We start from the raw sequence: 20,863 nt of genomic DNA on the forward strand, positions 1-20,863 counted from the left end.
TTTGTCATTCTCCTTGTAATGCGGAATTGAAATATACACAAATCCGGCAATTGTTTAGTTGTTGAACATGAATGTCCATATCGTAAATTTCCTTTAAAGCAGTTGATTGAATAATATCGTTTGTAAGACCATCTTTTATCACTTTACCGTCTTTTAACGCGACAATCCGATCTGAATAGACTGAAGCAAAATTAATATCATGTAAAACAATCACTACTGTTTTCCCAAGTTCATCGACCAGGCGTCGCAAAATCTTCATGATTTGGACGGAATGTTTCATATCTAAGTTATTCAGAGGCTCATCGAGCAAGATTGTATCCGTATCTTGAGCAATGACCATCGCTATAAATGCACGTTGGCGTTGCCCACCTGATAATTCATCCAAGTAGCGATCTTCTAAATCGTGCAAATCCATATAAGTCAATGCTTCATCGACTTTAGCATGATCTTGGTCATTTAATCGCCCTTTTGAATATGGAAAACGACCAAACCCAACAAGCTCTTTTACTGTCAAACGGACGTTCATCTGATTCGATTGTTTTAAAATCGATACTTTTTTAGAAAGTTCCCCAGATTTAATCTTTTTAATATTCTTTTTGTCGAGTAAAACTTCTCCCGTGTCTGCATCCATCAATCGACTAACCATTGATAAAAGAGTAGACTTCCCTGCTCCATTCGGTCCGATAAACGAAGTAATGGTACCCGGAACAATATCAATAGACACTTGATCGACGACGACTTTCTTTCCATAAAGTTTGGATAATCCCCGTACTTGGATCATGATGATTTACTCTCCTTTAATAGTAAGTAGATGAAATACACGCCGCCGATAAAGTTGATGATAACGCTAAGCGTTGTAGAGAAAGTGAAAATCCTTTCAACTACCCATTGACCTCCAATTAACGCAACGATACTCATGAGCATCGCACCCGTAATGAGGATCGAGTGTCTGAAACTCTTGAAAAATTGATAAGACAGATTCGCTACGATTAACCCGAAGAACGTAATTGGTCCTACCAGTGCAGTGGAAATAGCGATTAGTACCGCTGAAATCACCAACATTTTTTTTACAACTGATTCATAGGGTACGCCTAGATTAATCGCTTGGTCGCGGCCCAAAGAAAGTACATCTAAAAAATGAGTGGATCTCCATCCAATAAGGATGACGATAGTAGTTAAAATCAAGGCTATCCACACTAAATCTGTACTTACATTATTAAAGCTTGCGAACATCCGATCTTGAACCATCGAAAACTCATTTGGATCGATGAGAACTTGTAGGAACGTCGAAATACTTGTGAAGAATGTGCCGACAATAATACCAATCAGTAATAAGAAGTAAATCGGCTGACTTCCTTTGTTGAATAAAAATCTATATAACAGCAACGCAAAAATAATCATGGCTGCAACTGATAAAACAAAGTTAACTTGTTTGTTCATGATGGTGATGTGATCAGATCCCAAAAAGAAAATGAGCACAGTTTGCAACAGCAAATACAAAGCATCCAACCCCATGATACTTGGGGTTAATATTCGGTTGTGCGTAATTGTCTGGAAAATGACCGTTGCATATGCGATTGCACAGCCGGTGATGACCATAGCAAGTACTTTGATTCCACGACGTGGAAGTGCATAGTCGTAACTCCCATTTAAATCTTGGAATAAATATAATCCTGTGAATAGAAAGGACAAGCCCAATAGAATAATTAATTTGGTTGAATTACGCATAGGCCCTCCTTCTGAACAAGAGGTATAGGAATATCCCGCTACCTATCACGCCCACCATTAAACTAATAGGGATTTCATAAGGGTAGATGAGAACCCGACCTAACATGTCACACAATAACAAGAAAATAGCACCGAGAAGTGCGGTGTGCGGTAACGTCTTCTCTAAATGATCCCCTTTAAAAATGGAGACGATATTCGGAATGATCAACCCTAAAAATGGAATCATACCAACGGTCAAAACCACCGTCACCGTGATTAGCGCTACTAGAATCAGTCCGAAATTGACAATTCGTCTATAATGTATACCTAAATTCTTCGAGAAGTCTTCACCCATTCCAGCAACCGTAAATCGATTTGCAAATAAATAAGCAATGATCAGAACCGGGATACTTATGTATAACAGCTCATAGCGCCCTTTCATCATCATCGAAAAGTCACCCTGTAGCCAAGCAGACATGTTTTGAATAACGTCTGCTTTATAAGCAAAAAATGTTGTGATGGAAGAAAGAATATTGCCGAACATCAAACCAACCAGTGGGATGAATATAGCATCCTTGAACTTGATACGATTTAGTATTTGCATAAACAACAGCGTGCCGGCAAGCGCAAATACAAATGCTACAGTCATTTTTTCAAGCATCGATGCATTTGCAAAAAGAAGCATCGATACAAGGATTCCTAATCGAGTAGCATCGAGTGTCCCTGCAGTTGTCGGCGAAACAAACTTATTTCGACTGAGACTCTGCATGATTAAACCCGCAATGCTCATTCCTGCACCTGCCAGTATGATGGCAACTAAACGTGGTAGACGGCTAATCAGAAAGATTTGTGTTTCTTCTGATTGATAATCGATTAAATCCATTGGAGTGATGGAACTAACCCCAACAAACAATGAGCAAATCGATAACACGACTAACCCTATTATTAATATTCTTATCTTCATCACAATTCCTCAATTCTAAAAAACATAGCTAATCTTGAAAGTGAAAACGCTCATCTTTCAAGGAAGTAATTGGTAATGAAAATCATTATCAATTACTAACAAAACTAAGTATACCATTTGTACTTATCAGGTCAATAGTTAAATGAATATGATTTTCAATTAGATTAAATTGTGCTGTCCTAACGTAAGGACAGCAGTAATGGAGTTGTTTTTCCCTTTTCGTGATATGGTTGCGTGTTTTCTTGATTTCATTGTTACTTTTGTTGATATTGGTAGGATCTTTCTCGAGATTGTCACAACTCTTCACGAAATTGTCGTAAAATGAAGAAGATTCCACTTACTTATCAAAAAAACAGCCCTCTAAAGAATTTCTTTAGAAGGCTGTCTTTTACATTTCTTGTGCACTATCGAGAACTTCTTGAGGAACTTTTATGGGTTCAACTTTATTGTAATTACTAAAGATAGACTTTAAATCTTGAGACAATTTCATCTCTTCGCCTTCAACCGCCATCGTCATATCCATAATCATGTTCAATGCCGTTGTATTAAACGTTTCCTTGTCGATAAAAATTTCATAATTTACTTTTTCGATGGATAAACCTTTTAACAATTCTTCTTCCTCAACCATTGCTTCAGGCATCATTTCCGTGAGTTGTTTTTGAATTAATTCATTGAATTGTTCCCCTGATGCAGCTAATTTCAACACATATTCAGTGTCCGTTTGTTCAAAAGTAAAGTCTTTCATGAAAGGTTGTAAGTCTTTTAATTGCTGAGCAGGATCAGCTTGGCTCTCAGACATCGCCATCATTTGATTATACATTTCTGGTGGTAGCTTCATCCATTGCTTCGTCATGTTTTCGTACATAAAGAATCCATCTTCTGTCATATAACTTTCGATTTCAATGTCTTGTGGCTCCGTTGTAGAAGCATCGCCAGGTACTGCCATTGTTGTCGTTCCTTTTTGATAAATACTGAGGGGCTCAACCACCATATCCATTGTCAAGTCAGATGTTGTATTCATAGACACAGCTTGAGAAGGCATTTCTATTAACTGTGACATTTCTAGTGTAGCACTTAAACTTTCAATTGTTTCAGACTGTGAAAGAGACTTTTCAAATACTTGCTCAAGTGTTAATTTACTTGTGTTTTCTTCGGCTGTTTCAGAAGTAGGAGTTGCCGTTGAATTACATGCAGCTAAACTAAAAGTTAACAAACTAGCAGCCATGATTGTCATCCACTTTTTCATACTATCCCCACCTATACTATTTTTTGAATTCAATACGTAATACGAGTGTACGCGTAAAAAGTTTCAATTGGAAATATTTACTCTATTTTTGATAGAACAAAAAAACGATACTTCCCTCGATAAATCAAGGAAAGTATCGTTAGTTATTCGTATACACTGTACTGTAGCCTAGACTGAACCAGCGCAGTCGCTTTTCAAGTGGTAGCCGAAGTTAAAAGACTGACAGTGATTTTCTGACAAGCTTCTAGCGGGAGGCATCCACAATGCGCCGATGCGTTATTATAGAGAATACTTAGTCCGTTCTATAATAGTGAACTTTTTCAGTGGCCTCATAGCGGAAGGCTTACTTTATCACTATTATTTTATGCCGCGCATAAATTCCTCGATTTTTGGTGAAAAGAAATACAGCAAGAAACCGATAATTAAGGCAACAGCACCGATGACTCCGAAATAAGCAATTTCATTTTCAGGTGTATATAATTTTACTACCTGTGCGTTAATTGCTTGTGCAGAAGCACTTGTCAAGAACCATAAACTCATGGTCTGTGCAGCAAATGCTGCAGGAGCTAATTTAGTTGTAGCCGATAGCCCTACTGGTGAAAGTAGTAACTCCCCAAGAACAACCAAGAAGAAACTTAGTACTAACCAATATGGACTAACGAGCGTATCTGTACCGTTCATATAAGCTGGAATAATCATGACTAAGAATGACATACTGGCAAAGAACAAACCAAGAGCAAACTTTTTAGGAGTTGATGGTTGTCTTTCCCCTAACTTCACCCACAGCCAAGCAAAAATTGGTGCAAGGGCAATAATGAATAGTGGATTTAATGACTGGAACCATGCTGGATTGATCTCAAATGAGCCAACCATTAGATTCGTTCGTTCGTCTGCATATTGTGCTAAAATGATTGCCCCTTGTTCTTGAATCGCCCAGAACATCATAGCTGCAACGAATAACGGAATATAAGCAAGTACACGAGATTTTTCATCTGCATTTGTTTTAGCACTGCGATATAACACGATAAAGTAAATGGTTGGAATCACGATACCTAGAATTGATACAATCATCGTAAAGACGTCAATTGTCATGATACCGTTAGTGATTAAAATATAACCAATTACCAAGATTGCGACTATTCCAATTGCAATTCGAGAAAACACTTTCACACGTTCATCTTTTGCCAAAGGATTCGGTGCAAAAGATCCTGCTAATCCAAGGTATTTCTTTTTAGTTACCATAAATACTACAAGACCAAAGAACATACCGATTGCTGCGAGTCCAAAACCTGCATGGAAATTGTAATCAAGACCTACCGTACCTACAATAAAAGGTGCAATGAATGCCCCCGCATTGATTCCCATATAGAAGATACTGAACCCTGAATCACGACGAACATCGTTTTCAGCGTACAGATCACCAACAATACTTGAAATGTTTGGTTTCAGTAAGCCTGTACCAATAATAATAAAGGCCATGGACACGAATAGCGTAGTCATTCCACCTGGTATAGCCAAGGTGGCATGTCCTATCATTATGGCTACTCCACCATAAAATACCGTTTTAGTGGTACCAAATAGTCTGTCCGCAATCCATCCCCCGATAATCCCTGACATGTATACGAGTGAACCATATACCGCCATAATAGAGTTCGCTGTTGATCTGTCTAAACCAAGTCCACCTTGGTTCAATTCGTAGTACATATAGTAGAGTAGAATCGCACGCATACCGTAATATGAGAAACGCTCCCAGAATTCTGTAAAGAATAAACTTAGTAAACCTTTCGGATGCCCAAAGAAACCTTTTTGAGGAACCGACTTGATGATATCTTGTTTTGTCGTCATTCTTTTCCCTTCTTTCCACTTAATTTATTACTTTCAACTGATGTCGAAATTTGTAGTTTCATGTCAGTAATTAAAATAACTTTTCAATTTTAACTTGTCTATAATAAATTGTCAAAAAACATTCGGAACTTGAAATACTTTGATATCCTTCGATTCTTGAAGTTTTAAATCGTTTTTAGACTCAAATTCCGTTATAATTACCTGTATCAAAACACCAAGGAGAACTCCATATGCTGAAGAAATTCTTTTCGTATTATCGTCCTCATCGACGATTATTTATTATCGATTTTACGAGTGCTGTCGTAGTCTCAATCTTAGAACTTGCCTTTCCTCTAGCCGTTCAATGGTTTATCGATAAACTATTACCTACTGGTGAGTGGGGTACCATCGTTACAGTTAGTATTTTACTTCTGCTCGTATATGTGATCAGCACCGGTTTGCAATTTATTGTCAGTTATTTGGGACATAAACTCGGCATAAACATTGAAACCGATATGCGTGAACAACTGTTTACACATGTTCAACGTCAGTCATTTCGATTCTTTGATAACACAAAAACTGGTCATGTAATGAGTCGAATTACCAATGACTTGTTCGATATTGGAGAACTCGCACACCATGGACCCGAAGATTTTTTCATTGCGATAATGACTTTCATTGGGGCATTTGTAATTATGTACAATATCAATCCCGAACTTGCCATCATTGCAATTATTATGATTCCCTTCCTTATAGTACTTGTAGCATTCAGTAACATTAAAATGAATCAAGCTTGGAAAAACATGTACGTCAAAATAGCCGATGTCAATGGCCGTGTGGAAGATAGTGTGTCAGGCGCACGAGTTGTTCAATCGTTTACGAATGAAGAGTTTGAAATTAATCGCTTTAAAACCGATAACGGGCAATTTAGATTAGCAAAACTCGTTGCCTATAAAGTAATGGCTGGAACCCATTCCACTATTTACATGATGACTCGTCTTATGACTTTGGTCGTTTTAGTCGTTGGAGCTTGGTTTACCTTTAATGGAAAGTTGTCATATGGAGAACTTGTCAGCTTTGTTTTATTTATCAATGTCCTAATTAAACCTGTGGATAAAATTAGTGCTTTACTTGAGCTTTACCCAAAAGGAATGGCTGGTTTTAAACGTTTCTTAGAATTAATTGATCAAGATCCAGAAATCATCGATCGTCCAAATGCCTCAAAAGTTGACCATCTCAAGGGTGATATCACGTTTAAAGATGTTCATTTCAGCTATGAAGGACACCAGGAAGTTCTTACCGATATCAACATTGAAGTGAAAGCAGGAGAAACTGTGGCATTCGTTGGTCCATCTGGAGCAGGCAAGACAACGATTTGCTCATTGATTCCTCGCTTTTACGACGTTACGGATGGTTCGATCAGTATTGACGGGTATGATATTCGAGATATTACAAAACATTCATTACGTTCCCAGATCGGGATTGTTCAACAAGATGTATTCCTATTTACAGGAACAATTCGAGAGAATATTGCTTACGGTAAAAAAGATGCTTCAGAAGAAGAAATAATGGATGCTGCTCGAAAAGCACACTTACAGGATTTTATTGCTGACCTTCCTAAAGGATACGAAACTCAAATCGGTGAAAGAGGATTGAAACTATCTGGTGGTCAAAAGCAACGACTTGCAATCGCTCGGATGTTCTTGAAGAACCCACCGATATTAATTTTAGATGAAGCAACCTCTGCACTTGATACAGAAACGGAAAAAATCATTCAACAAGCTTTAACTGAGTTGGCTGAAAATCGCACAACACTTATTATTGCCCATCGTCTTGCAACGATACGTGATGCTGACCGCGTACTTGTCGTAACAAAAGAAGGAATCGCAGAGGATGGAACGTATTCAGACTTAGTGGAAGCGGATGGATTGTTTGCACGACTTCACAACATTCAATTTCAATAGATTAAAGGATTAGGAGGATTTGGTTAGTTGGAACCATCAAGCGAAAAGTTGCAACAGTTACGTAAAAAATAATAACGATACTAGAAAAAATCGCATTCCCGATACTTCGGAAATGCGATTTTTTATTTGTCTAAAACAAACTCACTGTAGCGTTCGTAATCAGCTTGTTTTAATTCAGCTTTCAACATCGTTCCATCTTCTTCATACTCGGAATCTTGAACCGATGCATTTTCATTTAAATAGGATACTACATCACCACGATCGTACGGAATGAGTAAGCGACATGTAATATAGTCAGCAAAAATATGTGAGCTAATCACTTCGATCAACTCGTCTAATCCAGCACTCTCTTTTGCAGAAATCCAAATATTATCTCCATTAACATGTGGATACTTCACTTCTGCAAGATCAGATTTGTTGAAAACCTCCACAGTTGGAACATTTTCAACACCAACGGCTTGCAATGTTTCATTCGTTACATCCATCATATAGCGGTGTTCAACATTTGAAACATCTACTACATGAAGCAATAGATCTGCATCACGAGCTTCTTCAAGAGTAGAGCGGAAGGCTTTTACTAGATGGGTTGGTAATTTACTGACAAACCCAACGGTATCAGTGAGTAAAAATTCTTTTTGGTCTGGTAATCGGATTTGACGGACGGATGTTTCAAGTGTTGCAAATAGCATGTCCTTCTCAAAGACTTGCTTATCTTCGATTTGTCCCGTTTTAGCAAGCAGACGATTCATAACCGTTGATTTCCCTGCATTTGTGTACCCTACGATTGACACAACAGGTATTTCATTTTTTCGGCGTTGTTTACGCTGAGTTTCTCGTTGGTCCTTGACATGTTCCAAGTCGTTACGTAGTTTGGCAATTTGATCTTCAATTTTACGACGGTCTAGCTCTAATTTTGTTTCACCAGCACCACGGTTTTTAAATCCACCACCTGTGCCTCCGCCTTGTCGACCTAGTGATGCCCGTAAACCAACCAATCGCGGCAACATGTATTGAAGTTGTGCCAATTCCACTTGCATTTGTGCTTCTCTTGATTTCGCACGACGAGCAAAGATATCTAAAATCAACATCGTTCGATCGATCACTTTACATTCTAGTGCTGCTTCCAAGTTACGAATTTGAGAAGGTGACAGCTCATCATTAAAAATTACAAGGTTCGCAGCAGCTTCTTCAAAAAATGCCTTTATTTCATCAACTTTCCCTTTTCCAACGTAATGCGCGGGATTTACTCGATCTAAATTTTGCGTAACTTCACCCACTACTACGACATTAAGTGCTTCTGCCAAGTTGTGTAGTTCTTCTAAACCATATTCAAAATGAGTATCTTTGTTTAAGTTCACGCCGACAACTATGGCACGTTCTACTAATTCTTCCATTCATCATTTCCTCCTCATCATTCTACTGAGAGAAAATCGGGATTTCCTTTTTTTACCATTAAAAGCAGATAAAAAAAGAGAGTGACTAGCTCTCTCTTTTCTTGAAAATATTATGGTTTTCAAAATGGATAGACCTATCCCGATTTAACTGCAGTAGCAGTCCTTTGCCTTATTTAATTTCATCGCAAAGTGCTCCATCGGAATTTGTAGTCAATCATTTGGAAAACCTCCGTTCCTTAGTATGTGTATATCGTAGCATAATATCTAATTGTGTAACAACTATTTACAATTGTCTGAAGCCACCTGTATTTGCTTTTACTTTCACTTCCGCAAACTTCGCTTCGTTTACTTCTTTAGTAAGCATCGTTCCAATCCAGCCACCCAAGAAACCAAGTGGGACTGATAACAGTGCCGGGTTTGTTAATGGGAAGATCGGATTCCCCGTAATTAAAGCTGCTCCTTCAACAGGGTTCATCACGCTTGGACTAATGGACACTAAAATAAGCGCAGAAACCAGACCTGTAATCATCGAAGACAATGCTCCAGCCGTATTGAATTTTTTCCAAAAAATTGTGTAAACAATAACCGGTAAATTCGCACTTGCGGCAATACAAAATGCAAGAGAAACCAGGAAAGCAACATTTAAACTTTGTGCACCAAGGGCCAAAATGATGGAAAATACAGCTACCCCAACAGAAGCATAACGGGCAGCATTCATTTGTTGTTTTTCAGTAGCTTTCCCTTTTTTAATGATTTGTCCATAAATGTCATGTGCAAATGCCGAAGCGCCTGAAAGTACTAATCCAGCAACTACCGCTAAAATTGTAGCGAATGCAACAGCTGAAACGAATGACATTAAGAGATCTCCACCAAGCGCTTGTGCTAATAGAGGAGCAGCCATATTTCCCGCTGGATTTGTTGAGACAATTAAATCTTGTCCAACAAAAGCAGCCGCACCGAATCCTAAGAAGATCGTCATGACGTAGAATATGCCTACAATCCAAGTTGCCCACATTACTGAACTTCGCGCTGTTTTTGCGTCGCGTACAGTAAAGAAACGCATTAATATATGAGGTAATCCAGCTGTACCAAGTACTAATGCGATCATAAGTGAAAGCGTATCAAGAGGGACTTTATATTTGACCCCAGGATTTAAATAATCAGCTCCGTGTGGGGTAGCCGTTTTCATGAATGTAAACATTTCCATGATGTTGAAATTGAATTTTGCCAAAACTAAAAATGAGATAATCATTGTTCCAGCCATTAATAGGACGGCTTTAATAATTTGCACCCAACTTGTAGCAGTCATACCGCCAAATAGCACATATATTGTCATCATAATTCCGACTAAAAGTACTGCTACCCAATAAGGAATATCAAATAGTAATTGAATAAGTGCACCGGCTCCAACAAGTTGTGCAATCATATAGAATATAACAATCGTAATCGAACTTAATGCAGCACCAGCTCGTACTTTCTTTGCATTAAAGCGAGAATTGATCATATCTGCTAGTGTATATTTCCCTAAATTACGGAGTGGTTCTGCTACGATAAATAATACTACTAAATACGCGACTAGATAACCTATAGAGAAAAGGAACCCATCGAAACCATAAAGAGCGATGGCACCTGCAATCCCTAGAAACGATGCAGCCGATAAATAGTCTCCTGAAATCGCCAGACCATTTTGCCAACCACTCAAACCTCCACCCGCTGTATAAAATTCACTCGCTGTATTCGTTTTCTTTGCCGCAAAGTACGTGATTGCAAGTGTCATCCCCACAATAATTAAGAATAAAATTATGACAACTGGATTCATTGATTGTGTCCCTCCTCATAATTAAATTCTTTTAATGTTTCTTCCGCCATTCGATCAAATTCTGCAGCTTTCTTCATGTAAACGGTTACAAGAGTCCAAGTCATAATAAATAATCCAAGAGCGTAAACCCAACTCCATGAAATATCCCCGATAAATGAAGTGTTCAAAACATCTGTATACGAAATAATAAGAGGAAACAAAATATATAGGCCCAAAAACAATAGAATACTAGGTACTAAAAAACGCTTTTTCTTTTTCATGAGACCTTGAAAACTTGCGGATTTTTCAATTAATGCAAAATCAGGTAATTTCGATGGTTCTCTTACATCAGATTTTTCCTTGTCTATTACAACCATTCTACACACCCCTTTGTCCAATTTTTCTGAATACTATTAAAATTAAATCAATATTAGCATAAAATGTCAAACACTATTTAAATAAATATAAGATTTATAGGTTTCAACAAAAAAAACACATGCAGCTTAGGGCATGTGCAAAAATACTATTCTAGTTACATTTTACTATATCTACTATTTTCAGCCGATCTTTTGCCTCTTTATTATGCTGAAAAACTATTTTAGTATTAGATAAAACAATGGTATGGTTTTCATAATTTACATTTAGAATTTTTGCCCATTCTTTTACATGGGAGGTCGGATCTTTTACAGCGATGACACATTGAGAAATTAGAAGACTTTCATTATATGCTTGCAAGGTCCCATCCTCTCTTAAACTCTGCATACGCTCTTCAAACGGCTCTTCCCATTCGATAAAAAATGGATATGGCAATTCATCAGATACATCTTGCTCGATGAACAACATTTTCCACTTGCGAACAAAACCTGAGGTAGTTTCACGCTCAGCATCTATTACGCCAGATGTAACCAATCCTTCACTACACAATCTTTCATTCACTTCATGGATTTGATTGACACGAACACAAATTGTTCCCCACCCTTCCCCATCTTTCAAATCATTTAATAAAAGTTTGATTAGCGGATGGTTAGATTGTTTTGCTACATCAATGTTTTCCACTGATAAATATTCAATATAACTATTTTTCGTATACGTTAAAGCATTTATGGTCCCCCAATTTTTATGCCTACCACCGATTGAAGTACCTTTATGTTCCAATACATGCTCTTCCGGAGACTGATTACTGAAATACACAACATGATCCAATTCCATCATAAACACCACTACTTCCTAAGTATTAATCCTTTTATGTAGGTACTACCTATCCTAGCTAATCACCTGATTAATTTCCAATATGAAAAACCTGGAAAATGAAGCCAGGCCCTTATTGTGATTGGAAACTGATAACGATCACTGTCCCATCCAAGTTCTCAGGTCGCTATGGATGCCTTAATGCTACACGATGATTCAAAAAATATAGAGGAGGTACGTATTTGACTTCGTCACTTCACGCCCCTCTCATTCCAGATTATCCTGTAGCGTTTGGGCATCCGTCGCTCCTTTGTTTTCTCCGTATCATATCCAAGAAATATTTAAATGATATATTATATATTGACCATTCAAAAAGCCCTTTAATAATAAATACATACGAATCGATTGAATTGCATTACATCCGTTTCTACAAGCTCATTAACTTGACGCAGTAATTTATCTTTTGGCACTACGATAAATTGTTATAAATGGGCTAAGGCTTAATGAATCTTGATTGGAAATCATCGTGTCCACAAATCGTCGAAGCGTTACTATAGGAAAGACATATCTATAATGGGGAATTTTTTCAGTGCCTTCTTTTTAGGTTAGGAAAAGCTTGGTAGTCTCAAATTTTATACTTATATAAAAAAGCCCACAGTATGAGAACTGTGGGCTTAGTTATATTATCGATCTTTTTTTAGCAATACCAATGTTTCGTCAAATTCACTTTCAATTTCATCGTTTTTACGGTACGTAATTAGACTTACGACTACCGCTACGATTAAACTGAGGACAAATCCTGGAACAATTTCATACATAAAGTCTTTAAGGGTATCGTTATTACCCCAAATAACTACTGTGACAGCACCGACGATCATAGCTGACAATGCACCCCAAGTAGTAAGTTTTCTCCAGAACAATGAAAGCAAGATAACTGGACCGAATGCTGCTCCAAAACCAGCCCAAGCATATGCAACCAAGTCTAAGATTGACGAGTTTTGCTCCCATGCTATGAACAGGGCAATTAACGAAACGAATAAAACTGCAATACGTCCCAACAATACAAAATGCTTATCTGTGCCATCTTTCTTAATTACAGCTTTGTACAAGTCTTCAACTAATGCTGAAGATGTAACAATCAATTGAGAAGAAATCGTACTCATTACAGCTGCCAAAACAGCTGCCAACATAATACCAGCAATAAATGGATGGAAAATAACTTGTCCTAACGCAATAAAGACTGCTTCAGGATCACTCAGGGAATCCCCAACATTTTGCTGATAATAAGCGATACCAATCAAACCTGTTGCAATTGCACCAATTAAACTCAAAGCCATCCAACCAATTCCGATTCGACGTGCTTGTTTTGTTTCTTTTACTGAACTGATTGCCATAAAGCGAACAATGATATGTGGTTGACCAAAATAACCAAGACCCCATGCCACTGCCGATAATACACCCAGTACAGACGCACCTTCAACAAAACTCAATCGTGAAGGATCAACAGCACGAATGCTTTCTGCCGCTCCATCCAATCCACCTACTGCAAAAAGACCGATAATTGGTACTAAGATCAATGCCAAGAACATGATTAATCCTTGAACAACATCCGTGTAACTTACTGCAAGGAATCCACCAAACAGTGTGTAGGCAACAACTACTGCAGAGACAATCACAAGCCCTGTGTGGTAGTCAAGACCGAATGACTCGTCAAAGAAGACGCCCCCTGCAACCATTCCAGATGATACATAAAACGTAAAGAATACCAAGATGATGATTCCCGAAACAACTCGCAATAAGCGTGATGTATCTTTTAAGCGGTTTTCCAAGAAACTTGGAATCGTGATGGAATCATTCGAAACTTGTGAATACACACGTAAACGTGGTGCAACCAGCAACCAGTTTAAATATGCTCCTACTGTTAAACCAACTGCAATCCATGCTTCCACTAAACCTGTTGCATAAATTGCTCCTGGCAGCCCCATTAATAACCAGCCAGACATATCCGCCGCTCCAGCACTTAATGCTGTAACTGCAGGCCCTAAAGAACGTCCACCTAACATATAATCTGTAAGGTTTGCTGTTTTTTTATATGAGTAATACCCAATATATAGCATGGCAGCCATATAAATAATAATAGCAATTAATTGATAGACATAATCCGACATATTTATTCCTCCTTTGTGTATATTGTGCATATTTCTTTGATATCATAACATGCATAATTAAGAAGAACGAGTTTTTTTTTAGAAATAATGTGACTGAAACAGTATATTTCCAGCGTTTGACAGCGTTTTCATATTTCCTGGGAAATACGACAAATTCTCAACGTTTTTTGGGAGTGGTACATTCCCTTAATGTTTACGTCCATTTCTTTTACATTTCTAACTAAAATAAGCTTACTCATGACTGTACGCCCGTTCTTTCAACAGATTGGATATGATGTTGTAAATTCAATATATCGTGGTATTTTATGATGTGATATTCTCCCTTTACAATACGCATGTATTTCTTCAGCGCTAAGAACCTCACCTTCCTTAGCAATAATCCAAGCCATTAGCTCTACTCCGAACTTTGATCAAGCACGCCAACTATTTGTACATTTAATACTCTGATGTTGATATAAGAATTCTTCAATTTCTCGAGGATACACATTTTCTCCACCACGGATTACCATATCCTTTATGCGTCCAGTGATGTCTAAGTAGCCTTCGTCTAAGACTGCAATATTGCCCGGATCACTTTTTAAAAATAGATAGTTTCCTGATTGCATATATCGTTATAATTTCCAAGTGATTCATTTTACTATCATTTCATGCTCATTGTGCTATTATAAAAAAATCAAATAGTACCTTTATATTCTTCGGGGCAAGGTGAAATTCCTTACCGGCGGTGAGCAAATGTAGATTTGTAAGTCCGTGACCCGGTGCTTGAAAAAGTAGCGGTGGAGTTGGTGAGAATCCAACACCGACAGTATAGTCTGGATGGGAGAAGAATATAGAGTGGCTTATTTGCTATGCTCAAACTTCCTTTTTTCGGTAAGTAAATTCGAAAGGAGGTCCTTTACCGCACCGGCATCGCTAATGGATTGCCGAAAATTGGATAAAGAATTCATTAAAAGGAAATTGAATTTTACATATTAGGGAATCTATATGTATTTTTCGTGCCGCTAATTCAAAATCACTTTGTCTTTAACTAAAGAGACAAGTTTTTTTAAGTATGTCTGTAAATGCATATAACAACACCCTTCCCTCCCACCTAATTGCCCCAAGGTGGATTATACCCAATATCTCATTTTCTACACATGTAAATATTTTAATTAATCGTGAACAAACGCATGACCCATGTCTGTCTATCCGTATAAACAAATACCCGCATTACTGTTCTTTTCAATAGGAGGATGATTATAGCTTGTTTACAGGAATCATTGAAGAAGTAGGTACCGTCACTTCAATTCAACGAAAACCACATGCACTGGAAATGACCATACGTGCTAAAACGGTTCTAGATGATGTGAAAAGAGGCGATAGTATCTCGGTAAATGGTGTATGTTTAACTGTTTCTTCTTTTACAAATGAAACGTTTGTTGTCGATGTCATTCCCGAAACGTTTAAATCTACAACGCTTGCCGAGCTTTCGTCTAAGTCCAGTGTCAATCTAGAAAGAGCGATGGCTGCAAATGGACGCTTCGGTGGTCACTTTGTCAGTGGACACGTCGATGGGATTGGCGTTATTCGTTCAATCAAAAAAGAAACCAATGCCATCACTAAAAAGATTGAGATCGATGCCAAACTAATGAAATATATGATGATAAAAGGTTCTGTTGCAGTAGATGGTACCTCTCTCACTATTTTTGATATGGATCGATCATCCATTACGATTTCATTAATTCCAACCACACAATATGATTCGTTGATTGGGAATAAAGGGCTTGGACAAAAGGTAAATATAGAATGTGATATGTTAGCAAAATATACAGAACGTATGCAGACATCGAGATCCAACATGTCAAAAGAATGGTTGCAAGAACAAGGTTTTTAATAGGAGGTTTCTTATGTTTTACACCGTAGAAGAAGCAGTGGCAGTATTGGCAAAAGGACAAACAATCATTGTCGTCGATGATGAAAACCGAGAAAATGAGGGAGACTTTGTCGCTCTTGCAGAATATGCCTCACCACAAATCATTAATCTAATGGCAACAGAAGGTAAAGGCCTAATCTGCGTACCAGTGGCAGAAGAAATTGCTCGAAAATTGGACATTAGTTTAATGACAGACCATAGTACAGATCCTTTAAGCACGGCGTTTACAATCAGTGTTGACCATAAAGATACAACGACTGGAATAAGCGCCTTTGAACGTTCACATACCATCACTCAAATGACAAATATTGAATCAATTGCAACTGATTTTAAACGCCCTGGCCATGTCTTTCCGTTGATTGCAAAAAGAGGCGGTGTTCTCGAACGCCCAGGTCATACAGAAGCAGCTGTTGACCTAGCATTACTCGCAGGGTCTTCCCCAGCGGGCGTCATTTGTGAAATTATGAATGAAGACGGGACAATGGCAAGACTTGATGACCTGTTCATTATTGCGAAACGCTTAAATATGGGCATATTAACAATTGCCGAATTGATTGCATACAAGAAAAAACAAGCTTAATTATCAAGTTAGACCATTTATACAAACTATAGAGTAAAGAGGAGCTTATATTATGACTACACATTTAGAAGGTTATTTAATCGGAGCCGATTTAAAAATAGGAATCGTGGTTGGACGATTTAATGAATTCATTACGAGTAAACTATTAAGCGGCGCTGAAGATGCACTTAAACGACATGGAGTCGATGATGCTAATGTAACCATCGCTTGGGTGCCTGGTGCGTTTGAAATTCCCTTGGTCGCAAAACAAATGGCAGCGTCAAAAAAATACGATGCCGTAATTACACTCGGAACTGTCATTCGTGGTTCAACACCTCATTTTGACTTTGTCTGCAACGAAGCAGCAAAAGGCGTGGCCAATGCAGGCTACCAATATGATATCCCTGTTATATTTGGCGTATTGACGACTGATACGATCGAGCAAGCAATCGAACGTGCCGGCACAAAAGCTGGAAACAAAGGTTGGGAAACGGCGACCAATGCAATTGAAATGGCTAACTTAATGAAAAAATTCGCATAATCCATCTCCCTGGAGCATCTAGCTTCAGGGTTTTTTACATGTTACTAGAGTTAGGTTAAACTCTTCAATAAGGGAGTGATGATTGGATGAAAACGTTATATATCGTACGGCATTGTTCAGCAACAGGACAATCACCAGAAGCCGAACTCACCGAATCGGGTCGTCAACAAGCACAAGAACTTGCTTCTTTCTTCAAAACTATCAAGATCAGCCATATCATATCCAGCCCCTTTACTAGAGCACAGCATTCGATCCTGCCAACAGCTCAACAAAAGGATCTTTCGCTTTTCGTCGACAAGCGTTTATCGGAACGTATACTAAGCACTTCCGACTTACCTAATTGGCTTGATCTTCTTGAAGAAACGTTCGAGGACTTCGACTTAACACTGTCAGGCGGCGAATCTAGCCGTGAAGCTACTACCCGTGCCATTGAAGTAGTGGATGCAGCATCGAACAATTCTATACTTGTTACACATGGAAACCTAATGGGTCTAATCCTGAAACACTTTGATAGTTCCATTGGTTTTCAAGAGTGGAAATCACTGGTCAATCCAGACATTTATAGAGTTACTATTGGTCCGCAGAGTTCGACAATCACACGCATTTGGAATTAGTAAAGGGCACACAATAAGAAAACCTTACAAAATGACGTCAGGTCCTTTATTGTGATTGAAAACTGATAATGATCGCTGTCACACCCATGTTCTCAGGTCACTATGAATACCTGAATGCTGCACCATAATTTATAGAACAAAGAGGTGGGTGCTATGTGAATTCGTCACATAACACCCACCTCTCTTATTTCAAATCACCCTGCAGCACTTAGAGCATCCGTTGCTTCCTTGTTCCCTCAATATAAATAATGATTTTGATATTGGCAACTAGAATAGATGACTTCCTTTATCGAATGGTCGGTCGAAGATGAAATTTCGACCGACCATAAAGAAATTTCATGTTGATTTCGCACTTATAGATGAAAACGTAAAATCAGCACACACAAATGATTCAAGATTGCGTCCCTAATCCATTAATCTAACGTATTCCCTTCAGAAGGTATCGGTGTGTTTTTTAACATCCTAGCTAGGTGAATCGTGTTATTCGCTAGCATGCGAACGTGACTCTTTGTAAAATCATTGTCTTTTCCAGCTTCGATGTAAGAAGGACCTGGACCCGCTTCCCCTACCCAATACGCATCAACATTTGGCGGTATGACAAACCCAATGTGAGATAAGCTATACAGTATGGATGCAGAAGCGTGTTTCGCACCATCTTCATTTCCAGTAACTACAACTCCACCAACCTTGTTATAGAAGACGGCTTGCCCTTTATCATTTGTTTTGCTGCTACTTCCGTATAGACGTTCTATGGCTTGTGTTGCGAGACTGCTCTTTTCACCAAGCCATAAAGGGGTGCCAATAATCACGATATCCGAGGCCATGACTTTTTCGAAAATCCTTGGCCACTCATCTCCATTCCCCATATCTTCTTCAACACCAAGTGCAATGTTATAATCGGCCAGTTTGAGGATTTCCGATTCAACACCTTTTTCTTGATAAATCGATTGGACTTCTTGCATCAAAGCTTCTGTGTTAGACCTTTCGTTGGAACTCTTTAAAGATGTATTCAAGAAAACTGCTTTTAACTTCAACATTCAACCACTCCTTCAACATCGTTACTCTCTCTATTCCCAACTACAGAAAAAGTAATCACACGAACAATATGCTAAAATGACGGAAAGAACCTCAGGAAAAGAAGGCGATTTTTATGGAATACCAAGAAATGCATGAACAGCTAACGAAATTGATTCATGACAAGCAATTAATAGCGGCGACTATTAGCCAACCGCGTGCAAAATCTGATGAAATCAAGCGTGTGAAGTTAAAGCCTGTTGAAATTAAAGGCGACTACCACATTCAATTTGAATATCAATACGAACGTGTATTAAAACATGAGAACATCGAACTTGAATCGGTCAGTGATAAACTAAACAACCTGCTGCAACAATTCCGTCAAGTGCAAGCCGATTTCCAGCAAGAAAAGGTACATATTCAGCTTTCCAAGAAGTTCAAAGTGTTGTGGAAATCAGATCGTGTCACATCAAAAAAAATTGCGAATCTTTCACATAACCGAAAGAAGAATTATCTATTGGATGAAGATACAGCGTATCCATTCCTGGTTCGTTTAGGTGTCCAAACACCAGATGGCAAAGTAAAAAACAAAAGCATGACAAATTCCGTCAAATCAATCGTTTTATCGAGTTTATTGATGATGCACTTGATTATTTACCAAAAGACCGTCCAGTTCGAATATTGGATTTCGGATCCGGTAAATCTTATTTAACATTTGCACTCTATCATTATTTACGTATCGAAAAAGGCTTGGATATCCGCGTAACTGGACTGGATTTGAAAAAAGAAGTGATTGAAGAGTGCCAGCAAATTGCTGATGATTTGCAGTATGATCAACTGGAGTTTCTAGTGGGTGACATTAATGACTATAACGAAGAGACTTCGGTAGATATGGTCGTTACGCTACATGCATGTGACGTGGCGACAGATATGGCATTAGCACGTGCCGTAAAATGGGGTGCGAAAGTAATCTTAAGCGTACCTTGCTGTCAGCACGAATTAAATACGCAACTCAATAGTCCTTCTCTCGATCTTATGTTACAACACGGTCTTGTGAAAGAACGTTTTGCTGCCCTTGCAACAGATTCAATCCGAGCTGAATTATTGAAACTCGTAGGGTATGAAGCCAAATTACTCGAGTTTATTGAGATTGAAAATACGCCAAAAAACATCCTGATTCGCGCTTATTTTACAGGAAAAAAACCGACATCTGAAGAACAGTCCAAATACCGTGAGTTTGTAAACTTCTTACATGCTAAACCATTTTTGGAGAATGAATTAAAAGGTTATTTAGAGACGTTTTAAGGAATCTTGAAACTAGCTGAAATAACCGGCCAAAGATGCACGACTGGCCGGTTATTTTATTTTGCTATAAAATGTGAGTCATATTAATACATCATTGACCTTGATTCTCCAAATCATATGATGATACCCTTCATCCCAATAATTCTTTAACAAATAATTAGGCGTACCAAATTTCTTTTTCCAAATTTCTTGAGCACGCGTATATCCACTATCTAAACAAAACTCTTCGATGCCCTTACTCTGCATAGCCGTATACATGTTATGTAATAGGTAATTACCTACCCCTAGACCTTGGAAGTCTGGATGAACAAACACTGTGCCTACCTCATTCAGGTATTTTATTTCATGATTCGAACACTGACAGATCAGCTCACTTGCTGGACCGTATTCGATTGACCCAATTATTTTATCCCCATCCGATGCAATCAGAAAATAACGGTTTTCTCCATCACTTACTAAATCGTTTTCTAGATAGACTTTCTTTGATTTGATTTCTTCTTCTATATCATTCCACTTGTCCCCAATGCCTTCTTTTAAAAAAGTATCGGTTATCACCATTCTAAAAAATTCATGTAGCTCTGCCCTGTCCTCAGTTCCAGGTCTTCTTACGTCAATATTAAGCACAACTAACCCACCTCTTACCCTTATCACAATAATCAAGATGA

At 38.2% G+C, this 20,863-nt stretch carries 16 protein-coding genes, 3 pseudogenes and 1 riboswitch; of the genes and pseudogenes, 6 read left to right on the plus strand and 13 right to left on the minus strand.

The annotated features are described in order from the left end of the window. Positions 1 to 4 precede the first annotated feature (4 nt). From GY23_RS11310 to GY23_RS11330, 5 genes are all read right to left on the minus strand, one after another. Positions 5 to 781: an iron ABC transporter ATP-binding protein gene (locus GY23_RS11310; RefSeq protein WP_075619335.1), complete on the minus strand. Its 777-nt coding sequence runs from the start codon at positions 779 to 781 to the stop codon at positions 5 to 7. Further along, positions 778 to 1,728, minus strand: a complete 951-nt coding sequence (locus GY23_RS11315) for an iron chelate uptake ABC transporter family permease subunit (protein WP_075619336.1) — start codon at positions 1,726 to 1,728, stop codon at positions 778 to 780. The genes GY23_RS11310 and GY23_RS11315 overlap by 4 nt, the downstream gene beginning before the upstream one ends. Continuing rightward, positions 1,721 to 2,671: an ABC transporter permease gene (locus tag GY23_RS11320; RefSeq protein WP_075619337.1), complete on the minus strand. Its 951-nt coding sequence runs from the start codon at positions 2,669 to 2,671 to the stop codon at positions 1,721 to 1,723. Before GY23_RS11320 ends, GY23_RS11315 begins: the two co-directional genes overlap by 8 nt. Before the next feature lie 388 nt (positions 2,672 to 3,059). After that, on the minus strand, positions 3,060 to 3,917 hold the full coding sequence (locus GY23_RS11325) for a DUF6612 family protein (protein ID WP_075619338.1): 858 nt from the start codon (positions 3,915 to 3,917) through the stop codon (positions 3,060 to 3,062). Positions 3,918 to 4,274: 357 nt separating this feature from the next. Further along, positions 4,275 to 5,762, minus strand: a complete 1,488-nt coding sequence (locus GY23_RS11330) for a peptide MFS transporter (protein WP_075619339.1) — start codon at positions 5,760 to 5,762, stop codon at positions 4,275 to 4,277. Positions 5,763 to 5,992: 230 nt separating this feature from the next. On the opposite strand from GY23_RS11330, the gene GY23_RS11335 reads away from it, so the two are divergent. Beyond that, positions 5,993 to 7,705, plus strand: a complete 1,713-nt coding sequence (locus GY23_RS11335) for an ABC transporter ATP-binding protein (RefSeq protein WP_075619340.1) — start codon at positions 5,993 to 5,995, stop codon at positions 7,703 to 7,705. A 122-nt stretch (positions 7,706 to 7,827) separates the two neighbouring features. On the opposite strand, the gene hflX is transcribed toward GY23_RS11335, so the two are convergent. The 6 genes and pseudogenes from hflX to GY23_RS17825 form a co-directional block, all read right to left on the minus strand. Beyond that, positions 7,828 to 9,099 (minus strand): GTPase HflX, encoded by a 1,272-nt coding sequence (gene hflX, locus GY23_RS11340; protein WP_075619341.1) that lies wholly within the window; start codon positions 9,097 to 9,099, stop codon positions 7,828 to 7,830. A 283-nt stretch (positions 9,100 to 9,382) separates the two neighbouring features. Continuing rightward, on the minus strand, positions 9,383 to 10,918 hold the full coding sequence (locus GY23_RS11345) for a solute symporter family protein (RefSeq protein WP_075619342.1): 1,536 nt from the start codon (positions 10,916 to 10,918) through the stop codon (positions 9,383 to 9,385). Further along, positions 10,915 to 11,274 (minus strand): DUF485 domain-containing protein, encoded by a 360-nt coding sequence (locus GY23_RS11350; RefSeq protein WP_075619343.1) that lies wholly within the window; start codon positions 11,272 to 11,274, stop codon positions 10,915 to 10,917. The genes GY23_RS11345 and GY23_RS11350 overlap by 4 nt, the downstream gene beginning before the upstream one ends. A 151-nt stretch (positions 11,275 to 11,425) precedes the next feature. Continuing rightward, entirely contained in the window at positions 11,426 to 12,109 is a 684-nt protein-coding gene (locus GY23_RS11355; protein WP_075619344.1) for a VOC family protein, read from the minus strand. Positions 12,110 to 12,768: 659 nt separating this feature from the next. Further along, positions 12,769 to 14,253, minus strand: coding sequence for a sodium/proline symporter PutP (gene putP / locus GY23_RS11360; RefSeq protein ID WP_075619345.1), 1,485 nt, complete (start codon positions 14,251 to 14,253; stop codon positions 12,769 to 12,771). Positions 14,254 to 14,510: 257 nt separating this feature from the next. After that, positions 14,511 to 14,819, minus strand: a pseudogene (locus GY23_RS17825) (AMP-binding enzyme); the annotation flags it as partial. Positions 14,820 to 14,940: 121 nt separating this feature from the next. Beyond that, positions 14,941 to 15,085, plus strand: a riboswitch (FMN riboswitch). A 411-nt stretch (positions 15,086 to 15,496) separates the two neighbouring features. Here GY23_RS17825 and ribE point away from each other — a divergent pair. The 4 genes and pseudogenes from ribE (at position 15,497) to GY23_RS11385 (ending at position 17,879) form a co-directional block, all read left to right on the plus strand. Then, positions 15,497 to 16,126 (plus strand): riboflavin synthase, encoded by a 630-nt coding sequence (gene ribE / locus GY23_RS11370; protein WP_075619347.1) that lies wholly within the window; start codon positions 15,497 to 15,499, stop codon positions 16,124 to 16,126. A gap of 13 nt (positions 16,127 to 16,139) precedes the next feature. Beyond that, positions 16,140 to 16,739, plus strand: a pseudogene (ribB, locus tag GY23_RS11375) (3,4-dihydroxy-2-butanone-4-phosphate synthase); the annotation flags it as partial. A gap of 58 nt (positions 16,740 to 16,797) precedes the next feature. Beyond that, the gene (ribH, locus tag GY23_RS11380) at positions 16,798 to 17,265 is read left to right on the plus strand and encodes a 6,7-dimethyl-8-ribityllumazine synthase (protein ID WP_075619349.1); all 468 of its coding nucleotides are present in this window, start codon (positions 16,798 to 16,800) and stop codon (positions 17,263 to 17,265) included. 86 nt (positions 17,266 to 17,351) lie between these two features. Further along, positions 17,352 to 17,879: a histidine phosphatase family protein gene (locus tag GY23_RS11385; RefSeq protein ID WP_075619350.1), complete on the plus strand. Its 528-nt coding sequence runs from the start codon at positions 17,352 to 17,354 to the stop codon at positions 17,877 to 17,879. Between the two features lie 413 nt (positions 17,880 to 18,292). On the opposite strand, the gene GY23_RS11390 is transcribed toward GY23_RS11385, so the two are convergent. Next, entirely contained in the window at positions 18,293 to 18,916 is a 624-nt protein-coding gene (locus GY23_RS11390; protein ID WP_169834568.1) for a flavodoxin family protein, read from the minus strand. A gap of 113 nt (positions 18,917 to 19,029) precedes the next feature. On the opposite strand from GY23_RS11390, the pseudogene GY23_RS11395 reads away from it, so the two are divergent. Next, positions 19,030 to 20,198, plus strand: a pseudogene (locus GY23_RS11395) (class I SAM-dependent methyltransferase). Positions 20,199 to 20,276: 78 nt separating this feature from the next. Here the strand turns inward: GY23_RS11395 and GY23_RS11400 are convergent. After that, the gene (locus GY23_RS11400) at positions 20,277 to 20,822 is read right to left on the minus strand and encodes a GNAT family N-acetyltransferase (RefSeq protein ID WP_075619351.1); all 546 of its coding nucleotides are present in this window, start codon (positions 20,820 to 20,822) and stop codon (positions 20,277 to 20,279) included. Positions 20,823 to 20,863 lie beyond the last annotated feature (41 nt).

Source organism: Paenisporosarcina indica (assembly GCF_001939075.1).
Taxonomy (GTDB): domain Bacteria; phylum Bacillota; class Bacilli; order Bacillales_A; family Planococcaceae; genus Paenisporosarcina; species Paenisporosarcina indica.